Origin of the sequence: Variovorax sp. PBL-E5 (assembly GCF_901827185.1) — a bacterium.
Taxonomy (GTDB): Bacteria; Pseudomonadota; Gammaproteobacteria; order Burkholderiales; family Burkholderiaceae_C; genus Variovorax.
On sequence record NZ_LR594671.1, the window covers coordinates 5,141,151 to 5,163,061 of the forward strand.

At 69.5% G+C, this 21,911-nt stretch carries 23 protein-coding genes and 1 pseudogene; 9 read left to right on the top strand and 15 right to left on the bottom strand.

The genetic code is table 11. The features are described 5' to 3' along the window. Positions 1-35: 35 nt before the first annotated feature. From WDLP6_RS25040 to WDLP6_RS25080, 9 genes are all read right to left on the bottom strand, one after another. Complete coding sequence (locus WDLP6_RS25040; protein WP_162594533.1) at positions 36-1,430, bottom strand: GntT/GntP/DsdX family permease; 1,395 nt, start codon at positions 1,428-1,430, stop codon at positions 36-38. Beyond that, entirely contained in the window at positions 1,427-1,948 is a 522-nt protein-coding gene (locus tag WDLP6_RS25045; protein ID WP_162594534.1) for a gluconokinase, read from the bottom strand. Before WDLP6_RS25045 ends, WDLP6_RS25040 begins: the two co-directional genes overlap by 4 nt. Positions 1,949-2,090: 142 nt before the next feature. Then, positions 2,091-2,456, bottom strand: coding sequence for a plastocyanin/azurin family copper-binding protein (locus WDLP6_RS25050; protein WP_162594535.1), 366 nt, complete (start codon positions 2,454-2,456; stop codon positions 2,091-2,093). A 28-nt stretch (positions 2,457-2,484) separates the two neighbouring features. After that, the gene (locus WDLP6_RS25055; protein ID WP_162594536.1) at positions 2,485-3,426 is read right to left on the bottom strand and encodes a metallophosphoesterase family protein; all 942 of its coding nucleotides are present in this window, start codon (positions 3,424-3,426) and stop codon (positions 2,485-2,487) included. A 67-nt stretch (positions 3,427-3,493) separates the two neighbouring features. Continuing rightward, on the bottom strand, positions 3,494-3,931 hold the full coding sequence (locus WDLP6_RS25060; RefSeq protein WP_162569846.1) for a CBS domain-containing protein: 438 nt from the start codon (positions 3,929-3,931) through the stop codon (positions 3,494-3,496). 44 nt (positions 3,932-3,975) lie between these two features. After that, positions 3,976-5,031: a 2-oxoacid:ferredoxin oxidoreductase subunit beta gene (locus tag WDLP6_RS25065; RefSeq protein WP_162594537.1), complete on the bottom strand. Its 1,056-nt coding sequence runs from the start codon at positions 5,029-5,031 to the stop codon at positions 3,976-3,978. Further along, positions 5,028-6,875 carry a 2-oxoacid:acceptor oxidoreductase subunit alpha gene (locus tag WDLP6_RS25070; RefSeq protein WP_162594538.1) on the bottom strand — a complete coding sequence of 616 codons (1,848 nt, stop codon included), beginning with the start codon at positions 6,873-6,875 and terminating at the stop codon, positions 5,028-5,030. Before WDLP6_RS25070 ends, WDLP6_RS25065 begins: the two co-directional genes overlap by 4 nt. Beyond that, positions 6,872-8,704, bottom strand: coding sequence for an FAD-dependent oxidoreductase (locus tag WDLP6_RS25075; protein ID WP_162594539.1), 1,833 nt, complete (start codon positions 8,702-8,704; stop codon positions 6,872-6,874). The genes WDLP6_RS25070 and WDLP6_RS25075 overlap by 4 nt, the downstream gene beginning before the upstream one ends. A gap of 128 nt (positions 8,705-8,832) precedes the next feature. Then, positions 8,833-9,090, bottom strand: coding sequence for a DUF3297 family protein (locus WDLP6_RS25080; RefSeq protein WP_162594540.1), 258 nt, complete (start codon positions 9,088-9,090; stop codon positions 8,833-8,835). 89 nt (positions 9,091-9,179) lie between these two features. Between WDLP6_RS25080 and apaG the strand changes: the two genes are divergently transcribed. The 4 genes from apaG (at position 9,180) to thiL (ending at position 13,062) form a co-directional block, all read left to right on the top strand. After that, a complete protein-coding gene (gene apaG / locus WDLP6_RS25085; RefSeq protein ID WP_162594541.1) occupies positions 9,180-9,575 on the top strand; it encodes a Co2+/Mg2+ efflux protein ApaG in 396 nt (131 codons plus the stop codon). Between the two features lie 70 nt (positions 9,576-9,645). Beyond that, positions 9,646-10,911 (top strand): cation:proton antiporter, encoded by a 1,266-nt coding sequence (locus WDLP6_RS25090; RefSeq protein WP_174259900.1) that lies wholly within the window; start codon positions 9,646-9,648, stop codon positions 10,909-10,911. A 35-nt stretch (positions 10,912-10,946) separates the two neighbouring features. Then, the gene (locus WDLP6_RS25095) at positions 10,947-12,071 is read left to right on the top strand and encodes a YbdK family carboxylate-amine ligase (protein WP_162595250.1); all 1,125 of its coding nucleotides are present in this window, start codon (positions 10,947-10,949) and stop codon (positions 12,069-12,071) included. Positions 12,072-12,078: 7 nt separating this feature from the next. Further along, positions 12,079-13,062 carry a thiamine-phosphate kinase gene (gene thiL, locus WDLP6_RS25100; protein ID WP_162594543.1) on the top strand — a complete coding sequence of 328 codons (984 nt, stop codon included), beginning with the start codon at positions 12,079-12,081 and terminating at the stop codon, positions 13,060-13,062. A gap of 42 nt (positions 13,063-13,104) precedes the next feature. Here the strand turns inward: thiL and WDLP6_RS25105 are convergent, their stop codons facing one another. The 3 genes and pseudogenes from WDLP6_RS25105 to parS all read right to left on the bottom strand — a co-directional run bounded on the left by WDLP6_RS25105 (position 13,105) and on the right by parS (position 14,888). Then, positions 13,105-14,265 (bottom strand): MFS transporter, encoded by a 1,161-nt coding sequence (locus WDLP6_RS25105; protein WP_162594544.1) that lies wholly within the window; start codon positions 14,263-14,265, stop codon positions 13,105-13,107. 240 nt (positions 14,266-14,505) lie between these two features. Continuing rightward, positions 14,506-14,604, bottom strand: a pseudogene (locus tag WDLP6_RS35540) (hypothetical protein); the annotation flags it as partial. Beyond that, the gene (gene parS, locus WDLP6_RS25115) at positions 14,604-14,888 is read right to left on the bottom strand and encodes a type II RES/Xre toxin-antitoxin system antitoxin (protein ID WP_443083430.1); all 285 of its coding nucleotides are present in this window, start codon (positions 14,886-14,888) and stop codon (positions 14,604-14,606) included. The gene parS and the pseudogene WDLP6_RS35540, both read right to left, overlap by 1 nt. 71 nt (positions 14,889-14,959) lie before the next feature. Between parS and WDLP6_RS25120 the strand changes: the two genes are divergently transcribed. From WDLP6_RS25120 to WDLP6_RS25135, 4 genes are read left to right on the top strand one after another with little or no spacing between them, the layout of a single operon-like run. Next, positions 14,960-15,886 carry a LysR substrate-binding domain-containing protein gene (locus WDLP6_RS25120; RefSeq protein WP_162594547.1) on the top strand — a complete coding sequence of 309 codons (927 nt, stop codon included), beginning with the start codon at positions 14,960-14,962 and terminating at the stop codon, positions 15,884-15,886. 9 nt (positions 15,887-15,895) lie between these two features. Further along, positions 15,896-16,621 (top strand): phosphatase PAP2 family protein, encoded by a 726-nt coding sequence (locus WDLP6_RS25125; protein ID WP_443083431.1) that lies wholly within the window; start codon positions 15,896-15,898, stop codon positions 16,619-16,621. Further along, on the top strand, positions 16,618-16,857 hold the full coding sequence (locus WDLP6_RS25130; RefSeq protein ID WP_162569859.1) for an acyl carrier protein: 240 nt from the start codon (positions 16,618-16,620) through the stop codon (positions 16,855-16,857). Before WDLP6_RS25125 ends, WDLP6_RS25130 begins: the two co-directional genes overlap by 4 nt. Beyond that, positions 16,854-18,056: a beta-ketoacyl-[acyl-carrier-protein] synthase family protein gene (locus WDLP6_RS25135; protein WP_162594548.1), complete on the top strand. Its 1,203-nt coding sequence runs from the start codon at positions 16,854-16,856 to the stop codon at positions 18,054-18,056. Before WDLP6_RS25130 ends, WDLP6_RS25135 begins: the two co-directional genes overlap by 4 nt. 55 nt (positions 18,057-18,111) lie before the next feature. Here the strand turns inward: WDLP6_RS25135 and WDLP6_RS25140 are convergent, their stop codons facing one another. Both WDLP6_RS25140 and WDLP6_RS25145 read right to left on the bottom strand, forming a co-directional pair. Next, positions 18,112-19,944: an ATP-binding response regulator gene (locus WDLP6_RS25140; RefSeq protein WP_232077306.1), complete on the bottom strand. Its 1,833-nt coding sequence runs from the start codon at positions 19,942-19,944 to the stop codon at positions 18,112-18,114. Beyond that, positions 19,937-20,557 (bottom strand): response regulator, encoded by a 621-nt coding sequence (locus WDLP6_RS25145; RefSeq protein WP_162594550.1) that lies wholly within the window; start codon positions 20,555-20,557, stop codon positions 19,937-19,939. Before WDLP6_RS25145 ends, WDLP6_RS25140 begins: the two co-directional genes overlap by 8 nt. Positions 20,558-20,706: 149 nt before the next feature. On the opposite strand from WDLP6_RS25145, the gene WDLP6_RS25150 reads away from it, so the two are divergent. Continuing rightward, entirely contained in the window at positions 20,707-20,988 is a 282-nt protein-coding gene (locus WDLP6_RS25150; protein WP_162594551.1) for a hypothetical protein, read from the top strand. On the opposite strand, the gene WDLP6_RS25155 is transcribed toward WDLP6_RS25150, so the two are convergent. Beyond that, on the bottom strand, positions 20,989-21,900 hold the full coding sequence (locus WDLP6_RS25155; protein ID WP_162594552.1) for a LysR family transcriptional regulator: 912 nt from the start codon (positions 21,898-21,900) through the stop codon (positions 20,989-20,991). Positions 21,901-21,911: the final 11 nt, after the last annotated feature.

Sequence of the window (21,911 nt, forward strand, 5' to 3'; positions counted from 1 at the left end):
GCGCGTGCCGGAACGGGACTGCGGCGTCGCTGCCGCTAGAGAACGAGCGACAACGCAAAGGTCAGCACGAGCCCCATCACCGAGATGATGGTCTCCATCAGCGACCAGGTCTTGATCGTCTGCCCCACCGTCAAGCCGAAATATTCCTTCACCAGCCAGAAGCCGGCGTCGTTGACGTGCGAGAAGAACAGCGACCCGGCACCGACGGCCAGCACGACCAGCGACAGATGATTGGGCGACAGCCCGGTCGCGAGCGGCGCGACGATGCCCGCGGCCGTCACGGTCGCGACCGTCGCCGAGCCGGTCGCGAGGCGGATCAGCACCGCGACGATCCAGCCCAGCACCAGCGTCGACAGGCCGACCGCGAGCGCGATCTTGGCGATGGCCGTGCCGGTGCCGCCATCGACCAGCGCCTGCTTGAAGCCGCCGCCGGCGCCGACGATCAGCATCACGCCGACCACCGGCGTCAGGCTGGCGCCGATCTTCTTCGCCAGCTGGGAGGCCGAGAAGCCGACCGCGGTGCCGAAGCTCACCATCGCCAGCAGCACGGCGATCAGCAAGGCGAACACCGGATCGCCGATGAAGTCCAGCGCCGGGCGCAGTGCGGAGGTCTTGTCCATCCAGATGTCGGCGCCGGCCTTGATCAGCATCAGCACGAGCGGGGACAGCAGGGTGATCAGCGTCCATGCGAAGCTCGGACTGCGGCTCGGCCTCGGGTCCTGCGCGTTCGCGGCGCCATCGGCCGCGGCGCCCGTCGCGGTGACCGCGAGCCCGGCGCCGGCCGCGCCGATCGGCACCATGCGCGCCGCGAGCGCGCCGAACAGCGGGCCGGCGACGGCCACGGTCGGGATGGCGATCAGCAATCCGAACGCGAGGGTCACGCCGACATCCGCATGCAGCACCGCGATGGCCGCGAGCGGACCGGGGTGCGGCGGAATGAAGCCGTGCAGCACCGACAGCCCGGCCAGCGCCGGAATCCCGAGCCGCATCGCGGGCCCCTTCGAGCGGTGCACCGCGAGCATGACCACGGGGATCAGCAGCACGAGCCCGATCTCGAAGAACATCGGAATGCCGATGATGCTGGCGACCAGTGCCATCTTCCAGGGCAGCGTGGCGGGGCGCCCGCGCAGCAGCGTCTCGACCAGCTTGTCGGCGCCGCCGGAATCCGCGAGCAGCTTGCCGAGCATGGCGCCGAGCGCGATCAGCACGCCGACGTAGCCGAGCACGCCGCCGACGCCGTTTTCGTACGAGGCCGTCACCTTCTCCAGCGGAATGCCCGAGCCGACGCCGACGAACAGGGCGCCGATGGTCAGCGCGAGAAAGGCATGCACCTTGAGCCAGACGATCAGGAGGACCAGGATCGCGATGCCGGCGGCCGCGACGATCAGCACCTGGATGTCGTGCGCGCTCAGGGGGGAGGAAGTGGTCATGGCAGCTCGAGTGTGTCGACGATGATCTGGGCAATGGCGGAAGGCGCGGGGCCGATGTCGACGCGCATCGCGGGTTCGTCCGCCGCGGGTTCCTCGAGGTCGGCGAACTGGCTGTCGAGCAGACTCGAGGGCATGAAGTGACCGTGGCGTGCCGCGAGGCGCGCGGCGATGGTCTCGCGCGAGCCGGCGAGGTAGACGAACTCCACGCCCGCGCCGCGCCGGCCGATCACGTCGCGGTAGGCGCGCTTGAGCGCCGAGCAGGTGATGATGCCGCTCGCGCCGGCATCGAGGCGCTCGTCGACCCAGCCCGCGACCTTCTCGAGCCAGGGCGCGCGATCCTCGTCGTTGAGCGGATGCCCGGCCTTCATCTTCTCGATGTTCGATGGCGGATGCAGCGCATCGCCTTCCTCGAAGGGCCAGCCGAGGCGGCCGGCCAGGATCGCGGCGACAGTCGTCTTGCCGCAACCCGAGACACCCATGAGCACCAGCACCACGGGCTTCGCGACGGGACGGGACATCGGGGGTTCTCCTTTTGGACGGTCGCCGTCAGTCGACGGTGATGTCGTGATTAGAACCACAAACCGCCCGCCGTGCCACGGCCCGCGGCAGCGAACGGCACGATGAGGAATTCCGCACCGCGGATCCGGCGGCCTCGGGCGGCTACTGCTTGCGCACGTGCACGACGCCGGTCATGAACGGGTGGACGCTGCACACGTAGGTGTAGTCGCCCTCCTTGGCGAAGACGAACTCGAACTTGTCGTCCGTGTCCATGGCCTTCGAGACGAACAGCTTGGTCTTGTCCTGACTGATCACGGTGTGCGGCGTCTCGTCATGGTTGATCCAGCGCACGGTCGTACCCGGCGCGACGGTGATTTCCATCGGCATGAACATGAACTTGTTGATGTCGACGGTGGCGACGGATGCGGCATGGGCCGCGAGGCCGACGAAGGTCGCAAGGGTGCCCAGCACCACGCCGCGCAAGACTCTGGCGCGCGGGCTGGCGCCACCGAAAGAGACTCGGTTCATTGAAAAATCTCCTGTGAAAACGAGTTGATCAGCGATCGAGCGGGCGGTCGACCATCGCGAGTTCGCGCTGGCCGCGCACCAGGTTCAGCTGGCGCGTACCGAGCAGCTTGCCGAGCTCGCCGGCCGGGACCGTGACGGGCCCCGGTTCACCGATGCCTTCCTGTCCGGGCGTGGGCAGCGGGTAGGCCAGCGACATCGCGGTGTGCAGCGACACGTGACCTTCGACCTTCTGCAGCACCTGATGAATATGGCCGTTGAGCACGGTGACGGAGCCATAGGGACGCAGCAGCGCAAGCGCCTGATCGGAATCGGCGGTGCCCCAGCCCCAGGGCTCCCAGATGGTCCACAGCGGAATGTGCGCGAGCACGACGATCGGCGTCGAGTGCGAGACGCCCGCCAGGTCCTTCTTGAGCCAGGCCAGCTGATCATCGCCGAGCGCAGCCATCGTGCCGGCCTTGAAGTTGAGCACGTTCGTCAGCCCGACGAAATGCACGCCGCCCTGGTTGAAGCTGTACCAGCCGCGGCCCTTGCCGTCGTGGTCGAAGTACTTGAGGTAGCCGGCGATGCCGTCGTCGATGGCGTCGTGTTCGCCGGGGACCGTGTGGATCCGATCGACGTGCAGCTCCTGGAAGATCTCCTTGGCACGACCGAACTCGTCGGCCCTGGACAGATGGCTCACGTCGCCCGTGTGGACGGCGAAGGCCGGCGCGACCGGAAGCGCGTTGATGTCCGCGATGGCGTGGCGCAGGCTGCCGACCACGTCCGGGTTGGCGGCCTTGTTGAAGCCGATGTGCGTGTCGCTGATCTGCACGAAGGTCAGCGCGCCCTTCGCGCCCGCTTGCGGCGTTGCGGTGTGGGTCGCGCCGAGCGCGACGGGTATGCCGCCGGAGAGGGTCCAGACAACGGCGGCTCCGCTCCATGCGGACAGGCAACCGAGCGCCTGACGGCGGCCCGGATCATGGGTTTTCATGGCTTTCGCTCCTTGAGGTAGATGGCTACCCCATGCATGACTGCACGAGCGAAAGATCTATTCCCGGTCAGCCCAGAACGTCGTTGACCTGTTCGTTGAACTCGGTCTGGCTCACGGCCGCGCCGATCTCGCGCGGCAGCGCGTCGCGTGCCGAGAACACGCCCAGGATGCGCGTGCCAGCGACCATCGGCAGATGGCGAAAGCCGCGCTCCAGCATCAGCACCACGGCATCGGAGACGCGCATCTCCGGCGGCACGCAGATCGGATTGGGCGTCATGACTTCGCGCGCCGTGGCACGGTCGGCGTCGAGCCCGCGCGCCAGCACGCGGGTCATGAGGTCGCGCTCGGTGAGGATGCCGAGCAGGATGTCCGGCGGCTCCATCACGAGCACGCTGGTGCAATTGGCGCGGGTCATCACGCAAGCGACGTGGCGCGCGGTGGCCTGCGGGCCGACGCGAATCACCTGCTTGTGCGTAACGGACTGATACACGGTGCGTTCTGCCATGGTGGTCCCTCCTGGCGAGTCGCTATGTTGCGGCCGCCGGCCGCTCAGCGCAAGCTGTCGTTGAGTTTTTCGAGGGCCCGCGCGCCGGGACACAGCTCGGCGGTGTCGAGTGCGTTGAGCGGATGGTCGCTGGTGTTGAGCGCCCCGTGCAGATCGGTCGCCAGCGGATCGACGTAGAGCAGGCCCGTCACCACCTCGCCCATCTCGTGGTGCCGCTGCATGTAGGCCATGGCGGCATAGCGGTCGCCGGGGTTGTAGTCCGGGTGCAGGCTGCGCAGGCGCAGCAGCGTGCCGTCGTGCTGGCGCACGTCCAGCACTTCGCCGGGCGCCATGTCGACGCTGATCTCGTCGCGGCCGCTGATGAAGTCGATGCGGCTCACCGCCTCGTTGTGCTCGCGCACGTAGTCGTAGCTCTTGGTGCTGCCGGGGTGGTTGTTGAAGGCCACGCAGGGGCTGATGACGTCGATGAAGGCGGCGCCGCCATGGCTGATCGCGCCCTTGATCAACGGTACCAGCTGCGCCTTGTTGCCCGAGAAGCCGCGCCCGACGTAGGTGGCGCCCAGCTGCAGCGCCATGGCCACGAGGTCTACCGGGCTGTCGCTGTTGACGACGCCTTTCTTGCTCTTGGAGCCCTGGTCGGCGGTGGCCGAGAACTGGCCCTTGGTCAGGCCGTAGACGCCGTTGTTCTCGACGATGTAGGCCATGCGCACGCCACGCCGCATGGCGTGCGCGAACTGGCCCAGGCCGATGGAGGCCGAATCGCCGTCGCCCGACACGCCCAGATACAACAGGTCGCGGTTGGCGAGGTTGGCGCCGGTCAGCACGCTGGGCATGCGGCCGTGCACGGTGTTGAAGCCGTGCGAGGCGCCGAGGAAATAGTCCGGCGTCTTGGAGCTGCAGCCGATGCCCGAGAGCTTGGCCACGCGATGCGGCTCGATGTCCAGTTCCCAGCAGGCCTCGATGATGGCGGCGGAGATGGAATCGTGGCCGCAGCCGGCGCACAGGGTGGAGATCTTGCCCTCGTAGTCGCGCCGCGTGTAGCCGACCTTGTTGGTGGCCAGCGTCGGATGGCGCAGACGGGGCTTGGCGAGATAGGTCATGCGGGCTCCTTGCTGTCGGTGGCATCGGCCGCGTGCGCCTGCAGGTGCGCGCTGATGGCCTGAACGATGAAACGTGCCGTGATCGGGGTGCCGTCGAAATGCAGCACGCGCACGAGGCGCGCCGCATCGACGTCCAGCTCGTTGGCCAGCAGGCTGCGCATCTGGGCGTCGCGGTTCTGCTCGACCACGAAGACCTGACGATGCTGCGCGAGGAACTGCGCCACGCTGTCCGGAAACGGAAAGGCCCGCAGCCGCAGCGCGTCCAGATGGATGCCGCGCGCCTCCAGCGTCTCCAGCGCCTCGCGCATCGACGGGCTGGTCGAGCCGAAATAGATCACGCCGAGATCCGTCTTCGCAGCGGCCGGCTGCAGCACCGGCTGCGGCACGAGGGTGGCAGCGGTCGCGAACTTCTTCAGCAGCCGTTCCATGTTGTAGATGTAGTCGGGGCCGCGTTCCGAGTAGCGCGCATAGGCATCGCGCGTGGTGCCGCGCGTGAAGAAGCTGCCCTTGGTCGGGTGCGTGCCCGGCAGCGTGCGCCACGGGATGCCGTCGCCGTCCACGTCCTTGTAACGGCCGAAATCGCGGCCGGCTTCCAGCGCCTCGGCGCTCATGACCTTGCCGCGGTCGTAGGCCTTGCCGTCGTCCCAGGCGAAGGGCTCGCACAGGCGCTGGTTCATGCCGATGTCGAGGTCGGTCATCACGAACACGGGCGTCTGCAGGCGGTCGGCCAGATCGAGCGCCGCGGCCGCGTGCTCGAAGCACTCGTGCGGATCTTCCGGGAACAGCAGCACATGCTTGGTGTCGCCGTGCGAGGCATAGGCGCACGAGAGGATGTCGGCCTGCTGCGTGCGCGTCGGCATGCCGGTGGAAGGCCCGCCGCGCTGCACGTTGATGAGCGTGACCGGGATCTCGGCGAAGTAGGCCAGGCCGATGAACTCGGTCATCAGCGAGACGCCCGGCCCCGAGGTCGCGGTGAAGGCCCGGGCGCCGTTCCAGCCGGCGCCGACCACCATGCCGATCGAGGCGATCTCGTCTTCCGCCTGCACGATCGCGAAGCGATGCTGGCCGGTTTTCGGATCGACGCGCAGCTTGCTGCAGTAGCGCTGGAAGGCCTCGGCCACCGAGGACGAGGGCGTGATCGGATACCAGGCCGCGACCGTCGCGCCGCCATACACGCAGCCCAATGCCGCCGCGCTGTTGCCGTCGACGAAGATCCGCTGGCCCACGCGGTCGGCGCGCCGCACCTGCAGGCCCAGCGGTTCGCGCAGATGCTCGCGCGCGAAGTCGCAGCCCAGGTGCAATGCCTGCACGTTGGAGGCCAGCAGCTTTTCCTTGCCCTTGTACTGCTCGCCGAAGAGCTTCTCGACCACCTCCGGCTCGATGCCCAGCAGGATCGCCAGCGCGCCGACGTAGACGATGTTCTTGAACAGCTGGCGCTGGCGCGGGTCGTTGTAGACCGCGTTGCAGATCTCGGTCAGCGGCATGCCGATCACGCGCACGTCGCTGCGGAACTTCGACGGCGGCAGCGGCCGCGTGCTGTCGTAGAACAGGTAGCCGCCGGGCTCCAGTTCGGCCACGTCGGCGTCCCAGGTCTGCGGGTTCATCGCCACCATCATGTCGGTGCCGCCGCGGCGTCCCAGGTGGCCTTGCTCGGTGACCCGCACTTCGTACCAGGTCGGCAGGCCCTGGATGTTGCTGGGGAAGATGTTGCGCGGACTCACCGGCACGCCCATGCGCAGGATGGCCTTGGCGAAGAGCTCGTTGGCCGAGGCCGAACCCGAGCCGTTGACGTTGGCGAACTTGATGACGAAGTCGTTGACTGCCTCGATCTGCTTCACGCTCATGCCGGAACTCCTTGCGTCGGCGCGCTCTGCGCCTTGCGCGCGTCAGGGCCTGCCGGCGTCATCTTCAACAGGAATTTCTGCATGTCCCAGGCCCCCGTCGGACAGCGCTCGGCGCACAGCCCGCAATGCAGGCACACGTCCTCGTCCTTGACCATCACGCGGCCGGTCTTCAGGCCGCCGGACACGTAGAGGTCCTGCGTCAGGTTGAGCGCGGGCGCCTTCAACCGAGGTCGCAGATCCGCTTCCTCGCCGTTGGTGGTGAAGGTGATGCAGTCCATCGGGCAGATGTCCACGCAGGCATCGCATTCGATGCAGGCGGGCTCGGTGAACACGGTCTGCACATCACAGTTCAGGCAGCGCTCGGCCTCCTTGAAGGCGGTGGCGGCATCGAAACCCAGCTCGACTTCGACGCGGATGCTGGCCAGCGCGGTCTCGGCCTTGCTCCACGGCACCTTGTAGCGCAGGTCGTTGGAGGTGTCGTTGTCGTAGCTCCATTCGTGGATGCCCATCTTCTGCGACACCAGGTTGGTCATGGGCGGCGGACGCACGTAGACCGGCTCGGCATGCAGCAGCTTGTCGATCGACACCGCGGCCTCGTGCCCGTGGGCCACGGCCGTGATGATGTTCTTGGGGCCGAAGGCCGCATCGCCGCCGAAGAAGACCCGCGGCACCGAGGACTGGAAGCTCTTCTCGTCGAGCTTCGGCAAGCCCCACTTGTCGAAGGCGATGCCGCAGTCGCGCTCGATCCAGGGGAAGGAATTCTCCTGGCCGACCGCGACCAGCACCTCGTCGCATTCGAAGAAGGCTTCCGGCTCGCCGGTGGGCACCAGCGAGCGGCGGCCCTGCGCGTCGTACTCCGCGCGCACGATCTCGAAGCGCATGCCGATCAGCTTGCCGTTCTCGTGCACGAAGGCCTTGGGCACATGGAAGTTGATGATCGGAATGCCTTCGTGCTGGGCGTCTTCCTTTTCCCAGGGCGAGGCCTTCATCTCCTCGAAGCCGCTGCGCACGATGACCTTGACGTCGGTGCCGCCCAGGCGGCGCGCCGAGCGGCAGCAGTCCATCGCCGTGTTGCCGCCGCCCAGCACGATCACGCGCTGGCCGATCGACGTCACGTGGCCGAAGGAGACGGAGTTGAGCCAGTCGATGCCGATGTGGATACTGGCCGCCGCCTCCTGCCGGCCCGGCGCGTCGAGGTCGCGCCCGCGCGGCGCGCCGCAGCCGACGAAGATCGCGTCCCAGTCCTCGGCCATCAGCGCCTTCATCGAGTCGATGCGCTGGCCGCTGCGGAACTCGACGCCGAGGTCGAGGATGTAGCCGGTCTCCTCGTCGATCACCGACTCGGGCAAGCGGAAGCGCGGGATCTGCGTGCGGATGAAGCCGCCGGCCTTGGCCTCGGCGTCGAACACCGTCACGGCATAGCCGAGCGGCGCGAGGTCGCGCGCGACGGTGAGCGAGGCCGGCCCGGCGCCGACGCAGGCGATGCGCTTGCCGTTCTTCGGCGCGACTTTCGGCATGCGCGCGCGCACGTCGTCCTTCATGTCGGCGGCCACGCGCTTGAGCCGGCAGATCGCCACCGGCTCCGGATCCTTGGCGTTGCTTTCCTCGACGCGGCCGCGCCGGCAGGCCGGCTCGCAGGGCCGGTCGCAGGTGCGCCCGAGGATGCCGGGGAAGACGTTGGAAACCCAGTTGACCATGTAGGCGTCGCTGTAGCGGCGCTGCGCGATCATGCGGATGTATTCGGGAACGGGGGTGTGCGCCGGACAGGCGTACTGGCAATCGACGACCTTGTGGAAGTAGGCCGGGTTGGCAATGTTGGTTCGCTGCAAAGCGTGTCTCCTGGCTGCCGCCCGCGAGCCGGAGGGGCCGGCGCGGGGCTGCCGCCAGTATGCGCCGCGCGGGCCGGCGCAAAACCTCGGTTAATCCCGCAGCGCATCAAGGCTGCGCCGGTGCCGGGTTACCGGTAGAAGGCCTCGACCCGGCCCTTGAGCTTGATCAGGAGCGGCTTGCCCTTGCGGTCCAGCGTCTTGCCGGCGGGCACCTTGATCCAGCCTTCGCTGATGCAGTATTCCTCGACGTCGAGCCGCTCGCGGCCGTTGAACCGGATGCCGATGTCGTGCTCGAAGACGACGGCGACGTGGTGCGCGCTGCGCGGGTCGATGGACAGATGGTCGGGAAGAGGCGGCGGGGGCGGGAGGGGCGTGGCTTCGGTCATGGAGGTGGGTTTTGGATCGGGACAGGCCGGTGACGGCGCGCCATGATAGGTCCGCGCCCGCGCCATGGCCTTCCGTTACCATCGAGGCGATGTCCACTGAACCGATCAGCATCCAGGTCGAGCCGCGCTACCTGCCCGACCAGTCTTCCGCGCAGGACCGGGTCCACACCTTCGCCTACACGGTGACGGTGACCAACACCGGCGACGTGGCGGCGCAGCTGATCGCGCGCCACTGGCTGATCAACGATGCGTCCGGCCACGCGCAGGAGGTCAAGGGCCTCGGCGTGATCGGGCAGCAGCCGCTCCTGGCGCCCGGCGAATCCTTCCGCTACACCAGCGGCTGCCGGCTGCAGGCGCCGAGCGGTACCATGCATGGCAGCTATTTCTTCGTGACCGAGCGGGGCGACCGTTTCGACGTTCCGATTCCGATGTTCGTGCTGGAAGCCGATGCGGGGGGCATGCCCACCTCGCGCGTGCTGCACTGAACGCGCCTTTTTTCTTTTCTCGACCCATGAACACCGCGCGCAGGCCGGATGTTCTCGCAGCCGACCGATGATGTCTTTCCCGTCCAACGATCTGCTGGGCTTCTGGTCCGAATGGGTGCGCCCTTCGGCCGGTCTGCCGACCGTGCTGTGGTCGCTGCTGCTGGCCACGGCGGCGGCGGCCGGCCATCTGGTGCAGCGCTACATGGGCCTGCCCAAGGTGATCGGCTATTCGATCGTCGGCACCATCGTCGGCTTCGCCGGTTTCGAGGGCGCGATCTGGCCGCTGCAGGGCATCAGCCAGTTCCTGCTGGAACTGGGCGTGGCCATCGTGCTGTTCGAAGCCGGCGGCCGGCTGCCGCTGCGCTGGTTCCGCCACAACCCGATGGTGCTGTTGCAAAGCCTGCTCGAAGCGACGCTGACCTACTTCGGCGTGTTCTGGGCCCTGCACTGGCTGGGCGTGCCCGACCCGGTGGCCAATCCGGTCGCGCTGATGGCGATCGTCGCCTCGCCCGCGGTGCTGAGCCGCGTCGTGATGGACACGCGCGCCTCCGGCCCGGTCACCGAGCGCGCGATGACGCTGGCGACGCTCAACACTTTCTATGCGCTGGCCCTCGGCTACGCGCAGGCCGGCCTGATCGAGCGTGCACCGCTCGGACTGCTGCAGAAGCTCTATCCGGTGGCCGTGGTGCTCGGCCTGTCCTTCGTGGTCGGCGCGGTGATGGCGCTGGCGCTGCGCTCGGCGCTGCGGGTGATGAGCCCGACCAGCGAGAACACCTCGATCCTGCTCTTGGCCATCATCGCAGCCGGCGCCGCGCTGGCCGCGCACTTCGGCGGGGCGGCGCCGCTGGCGGCGCTGATCGGCGGCGTGCTGCTCAAGGCGCTCAATCCCAAGCCCTGGGCCTGGCCGCGCCAGCTCGGCACCGCGGCCTCGCTGCTGACCATGCTGATGTTCGTGCTGGTGTCGATCGTCGCCGCGCAGGCCGACTGGAGCCTGCCGGTGGCCAGCGTGGTGCTGGCGGTGATCGGCGTGCGCGCCTTCGCCAAGATCGCGGGCGTCGCGATCGCCAACCCGGGCAGCGGCGCGAGCTGGAAGCAGGCCTTCTGGGTCGGCTGCGCGATGTCGCCGCTGTCGTCGATCGCGCTGCTGATCACGTCGAGCTTCGTCGCGGCCTCGCCGCTTCTGGGCACCATGATCACCCAGATCGCGCTGCCGGCGATCCTGCTGATGGAAGTGCTCGGCGCCGTGCTGGCGACGATCGCGATCCACGGCGCCGGCGAGAGCTCGATCCCGTGGACGCCCGAAGCCTTCGGGATCATCGAGGAGACCCAGCGATGAGCACCGCGATGCCGGCGTCGCCGGCGAGCCGCGTGGTGCCGCTCGAGCGCTTCAACAAGTCGGTGGCGCTGTCGCTCGGCGTCGAGCTCGAGCTGCAGCTGGTCAACACCCACGACTACGACCTCGCGCCCTATGCCGAGGACATGCTGCGGCTGATGGCGCAGACGCCGCTGCCCGGCAGCGTGGTGCCCGAGATGACCTCGAGCATGATCGAGATCTCGACCGGCATCTGCCATTCGGCGCAGGACGTGATCCACCAGCTCACGCCGATCCGCGATGCGCTGGTGAAGAACGCCGACAAGCTCAACATCGCGGTGGTCGGCGGCGGCACGCATCCGTTCCAGCAATGGCATGAGCGGCGCATCTACGACAAGCCGCGCTTTCGCGAGCTGTCCGAGCTCTACGGCTACCTCTCCAAGCAGTTCACCATCTTCGGCCAGCACGTGCACATCGGCTGTCCCGATGCCGATGCGGCGCTGCTGATGCTGCACCGCATGTCGCGCTACATCCCGCATTTCATCGCGCTGTCGGCCTCCTCGCCCTTCGTGCAGGGGCAGGACACGCAGTTCGATTCGGCGCGGCTGAACTCGGTGTTCGCGTTCCCCCTTTCGGGCCGCGCGCCCTTCACGCTGTCGTGGAAGGAGTTCGAGAACTACTTCATGCGCATGACCCGCACCGGCGTCGTGCGCAGCATGAAGGACTTCTACTGGGACATCCGGCCCAAGCCCGAGTTCGGCACCATCGAGATCCGCGTCTTCGACACGCCGCTCACCGTCGAGCGCGCGGCCGCGCTGGCGGGCTACGTGCAGTCGCTGGCGGCGTGGTTCCTGCAGGAGCAGCCCTTCACGCCCACCGAGGACGACTACCTGGTCTACACCTACAATCGCTTCCAGGCCTGCCGCTTCGGGCTCGATGCGCTCTACGTCGATCCGGCCAGCGGCGAGCACATGCCGCTGCGCGAGCACATCCTCATGACCATGACGCAGCTCGAATGGCACAGCGAGGCGCTCGATGCGACGCGCGCACTCGGCGAGCTGCGCACCAGCGTCGAGGCCAACCGCAACGATGCGCGCTGGCTGCGCGAGCTGCAGGGGCGGGAACGGCTGCTGGCCGAAGTGATTCGTCAGGCCGCATTGCGCTTTCGAAGCGCCGCCGTGTGAGGACGTGATGAGCGGCCTCGGCGAATTCGACCTGATCGCCCGCTATTTCACGCGGCCCGCGAAGCGCTCTCCGCTGGGCGTGGGCGACGACTGCGCACTGCTCGCGCCGGCGGCCGGCATGCAGCTGGCCGTGTCGTCGGACATGCTGGTCGAGGGCCGCCATTTCCTCTCCACCGTCGAGCCGGCGCGGCTCGGCCACAAGGCGCTGGCGGTCAACCTCAGCGACCTCGCGGCCTGCGGCGCGAAGCCGCTGGCCTTCACGCTGGCACTCGCGCTGCCGCAGGTCGACGAGGCCTGGCTCGAAGGCTTTTCGCGCGGCCTGTTCGCACTGGCCGACGCGCACGGCTGCGAGCTGGTCGGCGGCGACACCACGCGCGGCCCGCTCAACCTGTGCATCACCGTGTTCGGCGAAGTGCCCACCGGCGGCGCGCTGCTGCGCTCGGGCGCGCAGGCGGGCGACGATGTGTGGGTCAGCGGAACGCTGGGCGATGCGCGGCTCGCACTCGACGTGTTTCGCGGCCGGCGCACGCTGCCGGCGGAACTGTTCGCGCTGGCACGCGCGCGCATGGAAGAGCCCACGCCGCGCGTTGCGCTGGGCCAGGCCCTGCGCGGCATCGCGTCGGCGGCGGTCGACATCAGCGACGGACTGGCCGGCGACCTGGGGCACGTGCTGCGCGCGAGCGGCGTCGGCGCGCGGCTCGATGCCGACGCGGTGGCCGGGCGACTCGCGATCGGCGCCCACGCGCTCGCCGCAACGGCGGGCCTCGATGCGCAGGCGCGCCGCGCCTGCACGCTCGCGGGCGGCGACGACTACGAACTGGCCTTCACCGCGCCGGTCACCGCACGCGAAGCAGTGGCGCAGGCCGGCCGTGCATCGGGCACGCCGGTCACACGCATCGGCAGCATCGAGGCCGCGCCCGGCCTGCGCATCGTCGATGCACAGGGCGCGCCGCTGACGCAGCGCTTCGGCGGCTTCGACCACTTCGCTTGAGCGCGGCGGCGGCATCGCGCCGGCGCGCAGCCGTCGAGCGTTTCAGCGCGCGGCCAGCGATGGCACCACGCCGCGCCCGCAGGCCAGCGCGGCGAGTGCCAGCAACAGCGCCGCGACGCCGTAGATCCACGCCGACGGCAGCAGCGGCAGCAGCAGCCCGGCGACCAGCGGCCCGGTGCCCGCGCCGATGTCGCGCCAGACTGAACGCGCGGCCAGCGCCTGCACGCGGCCGGGCCCCGGATGGCGGTGCGCCACGATCGGCGGCAACAACGGCAACTGCAGCGCGCGCAACACCACGATGACGGCGGCGCAGCTCCACAGCCAGCCGGCGCCGAACCCGAGCAGCGCGGCGGCAGTGGCCAGCGACAGCAGCACCAGCAGCCGCTCGGCGCCCCAGCGTTCGGCGAGATGGCCGCCCACGGGGCTCAGCACGATCTCGGCCAGGTAGCGCAGCGCCAGCAGCACGCCGGCGACCACCACCGCGCCGCCCGGCAGCAGGTCCTTGCCGAGGAAGGACAGGCCGATGATGAACAGGCCATCGAGCGTGAAGCCCTCCATGAAGGACCAGGCATCGAGCGCGTTGGGCCACTTCAGTTTTCTCTTGGCCGCCGGCACCGGATGCGGCACAGCCGGCAGACGCCGCGCGACGACGAGCGCCATCAGCGCACAGCCCGCCAGCAGCAGGAAGATCGGCCGCGGTCCGGCCGCCTGCGCCAGCAAGGCGCCCGCGGGCAGCGCCACCACCGGCCCCATGGCAACGAAGGCGCGCGAGCGGCCCGAGCGCCGCGCGGCGCCCGCAGGCTCGGCGGTCGCGAGCGCCTGCGTGGCGAGGTTGAGCGCCGCGAACGAGAGGCCCCACAGCAGCCGCAGCGGCAGCAGCGCCCAGAAGCCCGACAGCGTCGCATAGCCCAGCCCGCAGATCGCCGCGGCCACCACCGCGAGCGTGCAGGTCGGCCGGTCGCCGTGCCGCGCGTAGAAGCGTGCCACCCAGCCATAGCCCGCGATGCGCACCAGCCGGTTGGCGGCCAGCAGCATGCCGGCCTCGGCCAGCGTCACGCCGAAGGCGTCGGCAAACATCGGCAGCAGCAGGTACAGCACCGTATCGCCGGGCAAAGACAGTCCCAGCGCGATGGCGGCGCGGCGGGACGCGGCGTCGGCCGGCGGCATCGAGGAAGAGGAGGGAGACAAGGACATGGCCTGCATCGTGCGCGCGCCGGGCGCGTATCGACAAATGACATTAACGCGCGCCATGCGTGCGGAAAGCGCACGCATGGCGGTACGCGCTATGTGAACAGACGCGCGTCCAGCGTCAGCGTTTCATCGGCGACCTGCTTGACCTCGGCGAAGCGCGCGTGACCGGGATGGACCAGCACGTTGCTCTCGTAACGGGCCACGGCGCTCGAGCATCGCCAGAGCGACCGAGCCCGCCGTGTAGACCAGACGCACGCCCCTGGAATTGCAGCGCCCCGCGTACAGCGCCGCGCCCTGGCCCGACAGGGCGGTCGCGACATGGACGGCCTTGCTGATCCGATAGACCCGCATCAGGCGAAGTCGCCGAACTCGATGCGGTTCAGCTCGGCTTCGACTTCGTGCGCGCCGGCATCGGTGGAGAGCATCTGCAGCGGCGTTGCGCCGAGCATCCGGTTGTCCTTGGACAGCCAGCGCCGGGCCTTTTCCTCGCTGCCGAAGACCTGCGCCGCGTGGCTCGCGATGCGCACGATCCGCAGGACCCGATCCGTTTCCGTGGCGGACAGCGTTTCGGCCTTCTGCTGCCGGCGATGGAAGGTCCGTGCCGGAATCGCCATATGGCAACGATCCTGCGCCATATGCGCAAACTGCGACCATGGACGGATGAGGCGCCGCCGATGCACCCTGGACGCGTGCAAAAATCGCACGCATGCCCGCCCGCCTGCCGCCCCTCAATGCCGTGCGGGCCTTCGTCGCGGCGGCGCGCCAGCAGAGCTTCACGCGCGCGGCCGCCGAACTGCACGTGACGCACAGCGCCGTGAGCCGCCAGATCAAGGGACTCGAAGCGCACCTGGGCGTGGCGCTGTTCGAGCGCCGCGTGCGCCAGGTGACGCTCACCGCCGAAGGCCAGCGCTTCTATGCCGAGGCGGCCGCCGGGCTGGCGCAGATCGGCGCCGCGGCGCTCGCGCTGATGGCGCGGGCACCGTCGCGCGCGGTGCGCATCAGCGTGCGGCCGTCCTTCGCGGTGCGCTGGCTGATCCCGCGGCTGCCGGCCTTCGTCGAACAGTACCCTGGCATCGAACCGCAGATCGTGACCAGCACCGAGCTGCCCGCCGACGTCCCCGAGGGCTTCGACGTCGCGATCCGGCGCGGCCTGGAGGGCTGGCCGCGCGCGATCGAGGTGCGGCCCTTTCTCGAGGACGAAGTGCGGGTGGTCGGTGCGCCTTCGCTGTTCAGGATGCTGCCGGTCGACGCGCCGCGCGGGCTGGCGGCGCACGTGCTGCTGTCGGCCCGCACGCGCCGGCAGGACTGGGACGACTGGAAGCGGCAGTTCGGCATCGCGCGCCTGAAGCCGGCGGGCCGGCTTCAGTTCGACCACCTGCACCTCGTGCTGCAGGCCGCGATCGACGGCCTTGGCGTGGCGATGGGGCCGACCTCGCTGGTGGCCCACGACCTCGCCTTCGGCCGCCTGCAGTCGCCACTGCCGGAGATGCGCATGCCGCTGCCGCGCTACTACTACGGACTCGCGCCGGGCGCAGCGCCCGAAGCGGCCTTCTTCGCCGAATGGCTGGAGAACGCGCGGCGCGCCGATCCGCTGCCGCTCGGCGGGCCTGCGCCGGCATCGGCCGCCCATTAACATCGCCGCATGCGTTCGCCGATCGAGCTTCCCATGGCGCCCTCGCCCTTGCAGCCATGGACCGCCGAGATCTGGCTGCGGATCCGGCGCCATTTCGCACTGAAGCTGATCGGCACCACCGTCTTCACCTGGCTCTTCTTCATCGCCTACTTCCAGCTGCTGCGCCATCCGGTCCATGCGGTGACGGTGATGCCGCTGACCGCGCTCGACCACCTGATCCCGTTCCAGCCGCAGCTGCTCTTCGCCTACTTCTCGCTCTGGGTGTACATCGGCATCGCGCCCGGGCTGCAGCTGACTTTCCAGGAGCTGGTCGTCTACGGCCTCTGGGTCGGCGCGCTGTGCCTCACGGGGCTCGGCCTCTTCTATGTCTGGCCGACGCAGATCCCGCCGCTCGACCTGGACGCCGCGGGCTTCCCCGGCTTCGCGATGCTGCAGGGGGTGGACGCGGCAGGCAACGCCTGCCCGTCGATGCACGTGGCGGCCGCGATCTTCACCGCCATCCGGATCGAGCAGGTGCTGCGCGAGGCGCGCACGCCGGCCGTGCTGCGGCTGCTCAACGCGGCCTGGTTCGTGGCCATCGCCTATTCGACGCTGGCGGTCAAGCAGCACGTGGTGCTGGACGCGGCCGCCGGCGCGCTGCTCGGCCTCGCCTTCGCGCTGGCCTCGCTGCGCTGGCGGCCCGCAGGGCGGCGCACACCAGCGCGGCGGATTGCAACGGATATCATCAGACCATGAGTTCGCTCAAAGAATTACAGGATCTGATCCACGAGAAGTACGGCATCGAGGCCTCGGCGCTGGATCCCGATGCCTCCATGCGAGAAAAGGGCTTCGACTCGCTCTCCCTGGTCGAATTCGTGTTCGCGATCGAAGACCATTTCGGCATCACCATGCCCGATGACGACCCGAACATCGACACGCTGGCCCAACTGGCCGCCGTGGTCGACAAGGTCAAGGCGGCGCAAACGACGTGAACCAGGTCGCCGTCACCGGGCTGGGCGTGATGGCGCCGCATGGCGATGACCCGGCTGCGCTGTTCGCGGCGCTGATGCGCGGCGAATCGGCGGTCAAGCCGATCCTGCCCGAACTCCCCAAGCCCGCCGCCGCCGCCGCCGCGCCCTTCGACCCCGCCGGCTGGTTCACCAAGCTGCAGCTCGCCGGCGTCGACCGCGTCAGCCAGCTGGCGGTGGCCGCCGCCGACCTGGCGATGCGCGATGCGGGCGCGCAAGGCGATGTCGATCCCGAACGCATCGGCATCTACGCGGGCTGCGGCATGGGCGGCGCGTCCGCCCTCGAAACAGCCTACCGCGGCGGACCGCGCGTGCCGCCACTCACCATCCCCGCCTTCATGCCCAGCGCGCCGGCCTCGCACGTCGCGATGCGCCACGGCGTGCAGGGTCCGGTGCTGACCTATTCGGTCGCCTGCGCATCGTCGGCCGTGGCCATCGCCGAGGCGGCCAAGGCGGTGCAATGCGGCGATGTCGATCTCGCGATCGCCGGCGGCAGCGAGGCGCTGATCGTGCCCGGCGTGGTGCTGGCCTGGCAGGCGATGCAGACGCTGGCCGGCTTCGCGCCCGGCGAAGAGGCGAGCGCGGTGAAGCCCTTCGCCACCGACCGCAGCGGCTTCGCGCTCGGCGAGGGTGCCGCCTTCCTGATCCTCGAATCGGCCGAGCGTGCACGGCGGCGCGGCGCGCGCATCTATGCCGCGCTGGCCGGCTGGGGCCACAGCTGCGATGCGGTGCACCTGACCAAGCCCGACGCCCAGGGCCAGGGCCGCGCGCTGCGCGCGGCCCTGCGCAGCGCCGGCCTGCAGCCGGCCGACGTCGGCTACTGCAACGCGCACGGCACCGCCACGCGCATCGGCGACGTGGTCGAGCGCGACGCGCTGGTCGCGGTCTGGGGCGAGGACATCGACCGGCTGCGCGTGAGTTCGACCAAGGCGCTGCACGGCCATCTGCTCGGCGCCGCCGGCGCGCTCGAAGCGCTGATCACCGTGCTTGCCCTGCACCAGCGCCGGCTGCCGCCGAACGCACACTGCGAAACGATCGACCCGGCCTGCAGCCTGAACCTGGTGCGGGACACCGAAGCCGCCGCGCCGCAGCTCGAGGCCGCAATCAGCAATTCCTTCGCCTTCGGCGGGACGAACTCGGTGCTGCTGTTCCGGCGCGCCTGAGCATCACGCCCAGGCCGGCACGGCCTTCGGCGGATGGATCATCTCGCCGCGCTCGTCATCCGTTGGCGCGCCGCCGCTCGGCGAGTGCCGTGCCCGGCGCCGCATCGAGCAGCGCAAAGGCCGAATCCATCTCGACCGCGTTCAGCACGCACAAGAGGCCGTGGTGCAGCTGGTTCGGCGAGACCGGCTTGTGCAAGAGCGGCACGCCGCTGGCGCGGGCTTCGCGCAGCCGCTGCGGCGCGGTGTCGCCGGTGATCAGGAGCGCTGGCAGCTCGGCGCCGAATTCCTCGCGCAGCAGGGCGATGGCCTCGGCGCCGGTGCGCAGCTCGCGCAGCCGGTAGTCGCTGATGACCAGGCCCGGCGGATGGGCGCGCGCCAGGGTCTGCGCCTCCTCGATGGAATCGGCCACGTCGCATTCGCAGCCCCAGGCGTTCAACAGCTGGCGCATGCCGGCGCGCACGGTCTCGTCGTCGTCGATCACCAGCACCCGCACGTCGAAGACGCGTGCGTGGCTTGGTGCGATGCCGAGCGTGCCGTCCGCCGCGGCCTGCTGGGCGACCGGCAGGCCGAGCCTGAAGACGCTGCCGCGTCCCGGCGTGGACGCCAGCGACAGCGTGTGCCCGAGCGCGCGCGCCAGCCCCTGCGCAATGGCCAGGCCGAGGCCGAGGCCCTTGCGGCGATCGCGCTCCGCATTGCCGAGCTGGTGGAACTCGCGAAAGATGTCCTGGTGCTGCGTCGGCTCGATGCCGATGCCGGTGTCCCACACTTCCAGCAGCACCTCGCTGCCGCGCGCGCGGCAGGCCACCAGCACGCCGCCCTGCTCGGTGTAGCGGATCGCGTTCGACACCAGGTTGCGCAGGATCAGCGCCACCAGCGCCGGGTCCGAGCGCACGACGACCGGCGTTTCGCGCGAGCGGTAGACGATGCCCTTGGCATCGGCCTGCGGCGCCAGTTCGTTCTCGATCTTGTTGAGCAGCGGCTGCAGCGGGAAAGTCTGCATCTGCGGCTCGACCACGCCGGCCTCGATGCGCGAGAAATCGAGCAGCGTGTCGAGCATCTCGGCCGAGGCCTGCCAGGTGGCGCGCGCGTTGGCCAGCGCGTCGTACTGGCTGGCCGACAGCTTGCTGCGCGCCAGTACCTCGAGGAACAGGCCCTGCGCGTGGATCGGCTGGCGCAGGTCGTGGCTGGCCGCCGCGAGGAAGCGGGACTTGGCGAGGTTGGCCTCGTCGGCCACGCGATGCGCGGCCTGGGCATGCTCGGTCTCGACGCGCAGGCGCTCGATCAGTTCGAGGTTCTCGAAGCGCAGCGCGATCGCCGCGCGCGCCGCACGCGAACTGTTGCGCGCCTGCCCCAGCAGCGTGGCCACGTACAGGAGGCCAGCCACCCCCAGCGCGTTGTAGGCGCGGTCGCCGAGCAGCCACAGCTTGGACGCCAGCACGATCAGCTCGACGGCGCCGAAGACGACGAACACGGGCAGCACCGGCGCCAGCGAGGACATCGAACTCCCCGCGATGCCCGCCAGCACGGCGACCACCAGGATGCTGCCGGCGACGGTGGTCGTGCCCAGCGTGGCCCAGGCCAGCGCGCCCCAGGCCGCGGCATCGACGGCGTTCAACACGATCTGCCGCCAGACCAGCGCGCGTGCGCGCTCCTGCGCGATGACCGAGGCCAGCAGGCGCCGCGCGTCGCGGGCGCAGTAGAGCTTGATCAGGATCACGGCCCCGCACCATGCCCGCAGCGCGAGCTGGTTGGCGTCGTTGGACAGGATCCCCACCAGCAGCAGCGCGAGCAGGATCGACGGAACGACCGAGCTGCCCACGTTGCCCAGCTGCAGCCGCAACTGCTCGACCAGCGTGCGTCCGTCGGCGAGCCGCAATGGATCAGTCAACCAGCCCCCTGCGGCGCGCAGCGAAACCCGCCTCAGACCGGCTCGACACCTGCAGCGCCGACAGCACCGCCTGCACATGGCCGCGCACCGTGTTCTCCGAGAGATTGAGCCGCCGGCCGATCACCTTGTTCGGGAGCCCCTGGCACACCAGGTCGAGCACCTCGCTCTGGCGCGGCGTCAGGCGCTGCCGCGCGTCGTCGCCTTCGCCCGGCGGTGCGAGCGCGGTCGACGCGGAGGCGACCGGCAGGCCCTTTCGCAGCTGATCGATGACGCCGAGGATCCGGTCCGCCGGCTCGGCCTTGGACACGAAGGCGGCCGCGCCGCGCTCCATCGCGAGGCGGACGTTCTTGTGGGCGACGTCGGAAGAGAGGATGACGACCAGCGCCTGCGGCCACTTGCGCTTGACCAGCGCGATGCCTTCCAGGCCGTTGAGGCCCTGCAGCTGGATGTCCAGGAGCACCAGCGACGGGTTCTCGATCGGCGAGCGCATGGCCTCGTCGAGCGAGGCCGCTTCCGCCGTCTCCAGGTCCGCAATGCCTGCGGCCAGCACCATGCGCAGTCCGCAGCGGAACAGCGCATGGTCGTCGATGAGAAGGATTCTGGGCGGCAGCATGAAGGCGTTGCGATTGTCGAAGGCGCATTCATTCTGCGTCAGTCCGCCGGGCCTTCATCCGGTCCAAATGGACTATTTACCTGCCGCGGCGCGAGCGCGACCATCGGGTGGCCAACAATTTCACGAATGCCCTCCTCTTTGCCCGCCGAATGAAGCCCTTGATCGAAATCCACCGCATCGGACCGGGTGGCTACGCCTACCGCATCAGCGCCCTCGGCTCGGACGCGCAGGAGTCAGGCGAGAGCGGAACCTTCGATTCGCTGGCGCGCTGCCTGTTCGACGCCGGCGCCTCGCTCGATCACTACTTCGCGCGCGTCGATCTCAAGCTCGAAGGCATGTTCATCGGCGCCTGCACCACCGATGTCCTGCGCCGCGACCCGCAGGCCGTGGCCCGGCGCATCCAGCAGCACTTCCAGCCGGCCTCGGCCTGATCAACCCTCTTTCAGCGCGCGCCGCAGCGCGTCGATGAAGCTCTGGCTCGCGGCCGACAGCGAGCGCCCGCGCTTGGTCACAACCGAAATGTCGCGCGACACGCGCGGTGCGGTGATGGGCCGGATGACCAGCGCCGGATCGCCCGCAGCCCTGGCGAAGGCCGAGGGCATGATCGACGGCCCCATGCCGCACGCCGTCATCCACAGCGCGGTCGACAGGAAAGACACTTCGTTGACGATCTCGAGCACCACGCCCGCGCCCGCCGCGGTGCCGTCGATCAGCGGACGGATGCCGTAGCCGGGCCGCACGGTGATCACCGGATGGCCGGCGAGGTCGGTCCAGCGCACCGCCTTCTTCGCCGCCGCCGCCAGCGGATGGTCGCGCGTGCATACCAGCGCCAGGTGGTCGCGCAGCAGGGTCTGGGTCTCGACCTCGGCGCCCGACCGCTCGGGCGTGCCGATGCCGAAGTCGACATGCTCGCCGATGATGCGCGAGACGAACTGGTCGGGCGCGCAGTCGTCCACCACCACGCGCACCTGCGGATGCGCCTGGCCGAAGCGCCGGATGGCGGTCGGCATCAGGAACGAGGCCAGCGTCGGCGTGATCGCCAGGCAGACGCGGCCGCGCTGCAGCGTCGACAGTTCGCGAAAGCCGGCGCTCAGCGAGTCGACGTCGCGCAGGATGCGCTCGGCCGTGGCCAGCATCTCCGCCGCCGCGGCCGTGGGCTGCAGCGAGCGCGTGGTGCGGTCGAACAGCCGCGCGCCCAGGCCGTCCTCGAGCTGGCGGATCAGCATGCTCACCGCCGACTGCGTGACATAGAGCTTCTCGGCCGCGGCGCCGAGCTTGCGCAACTGGTGCACGGCAAGGAAGGCGCGCAGCTGCTTGATCGTCGGGCTGAATTTGGGACTCATCAGAAAACATC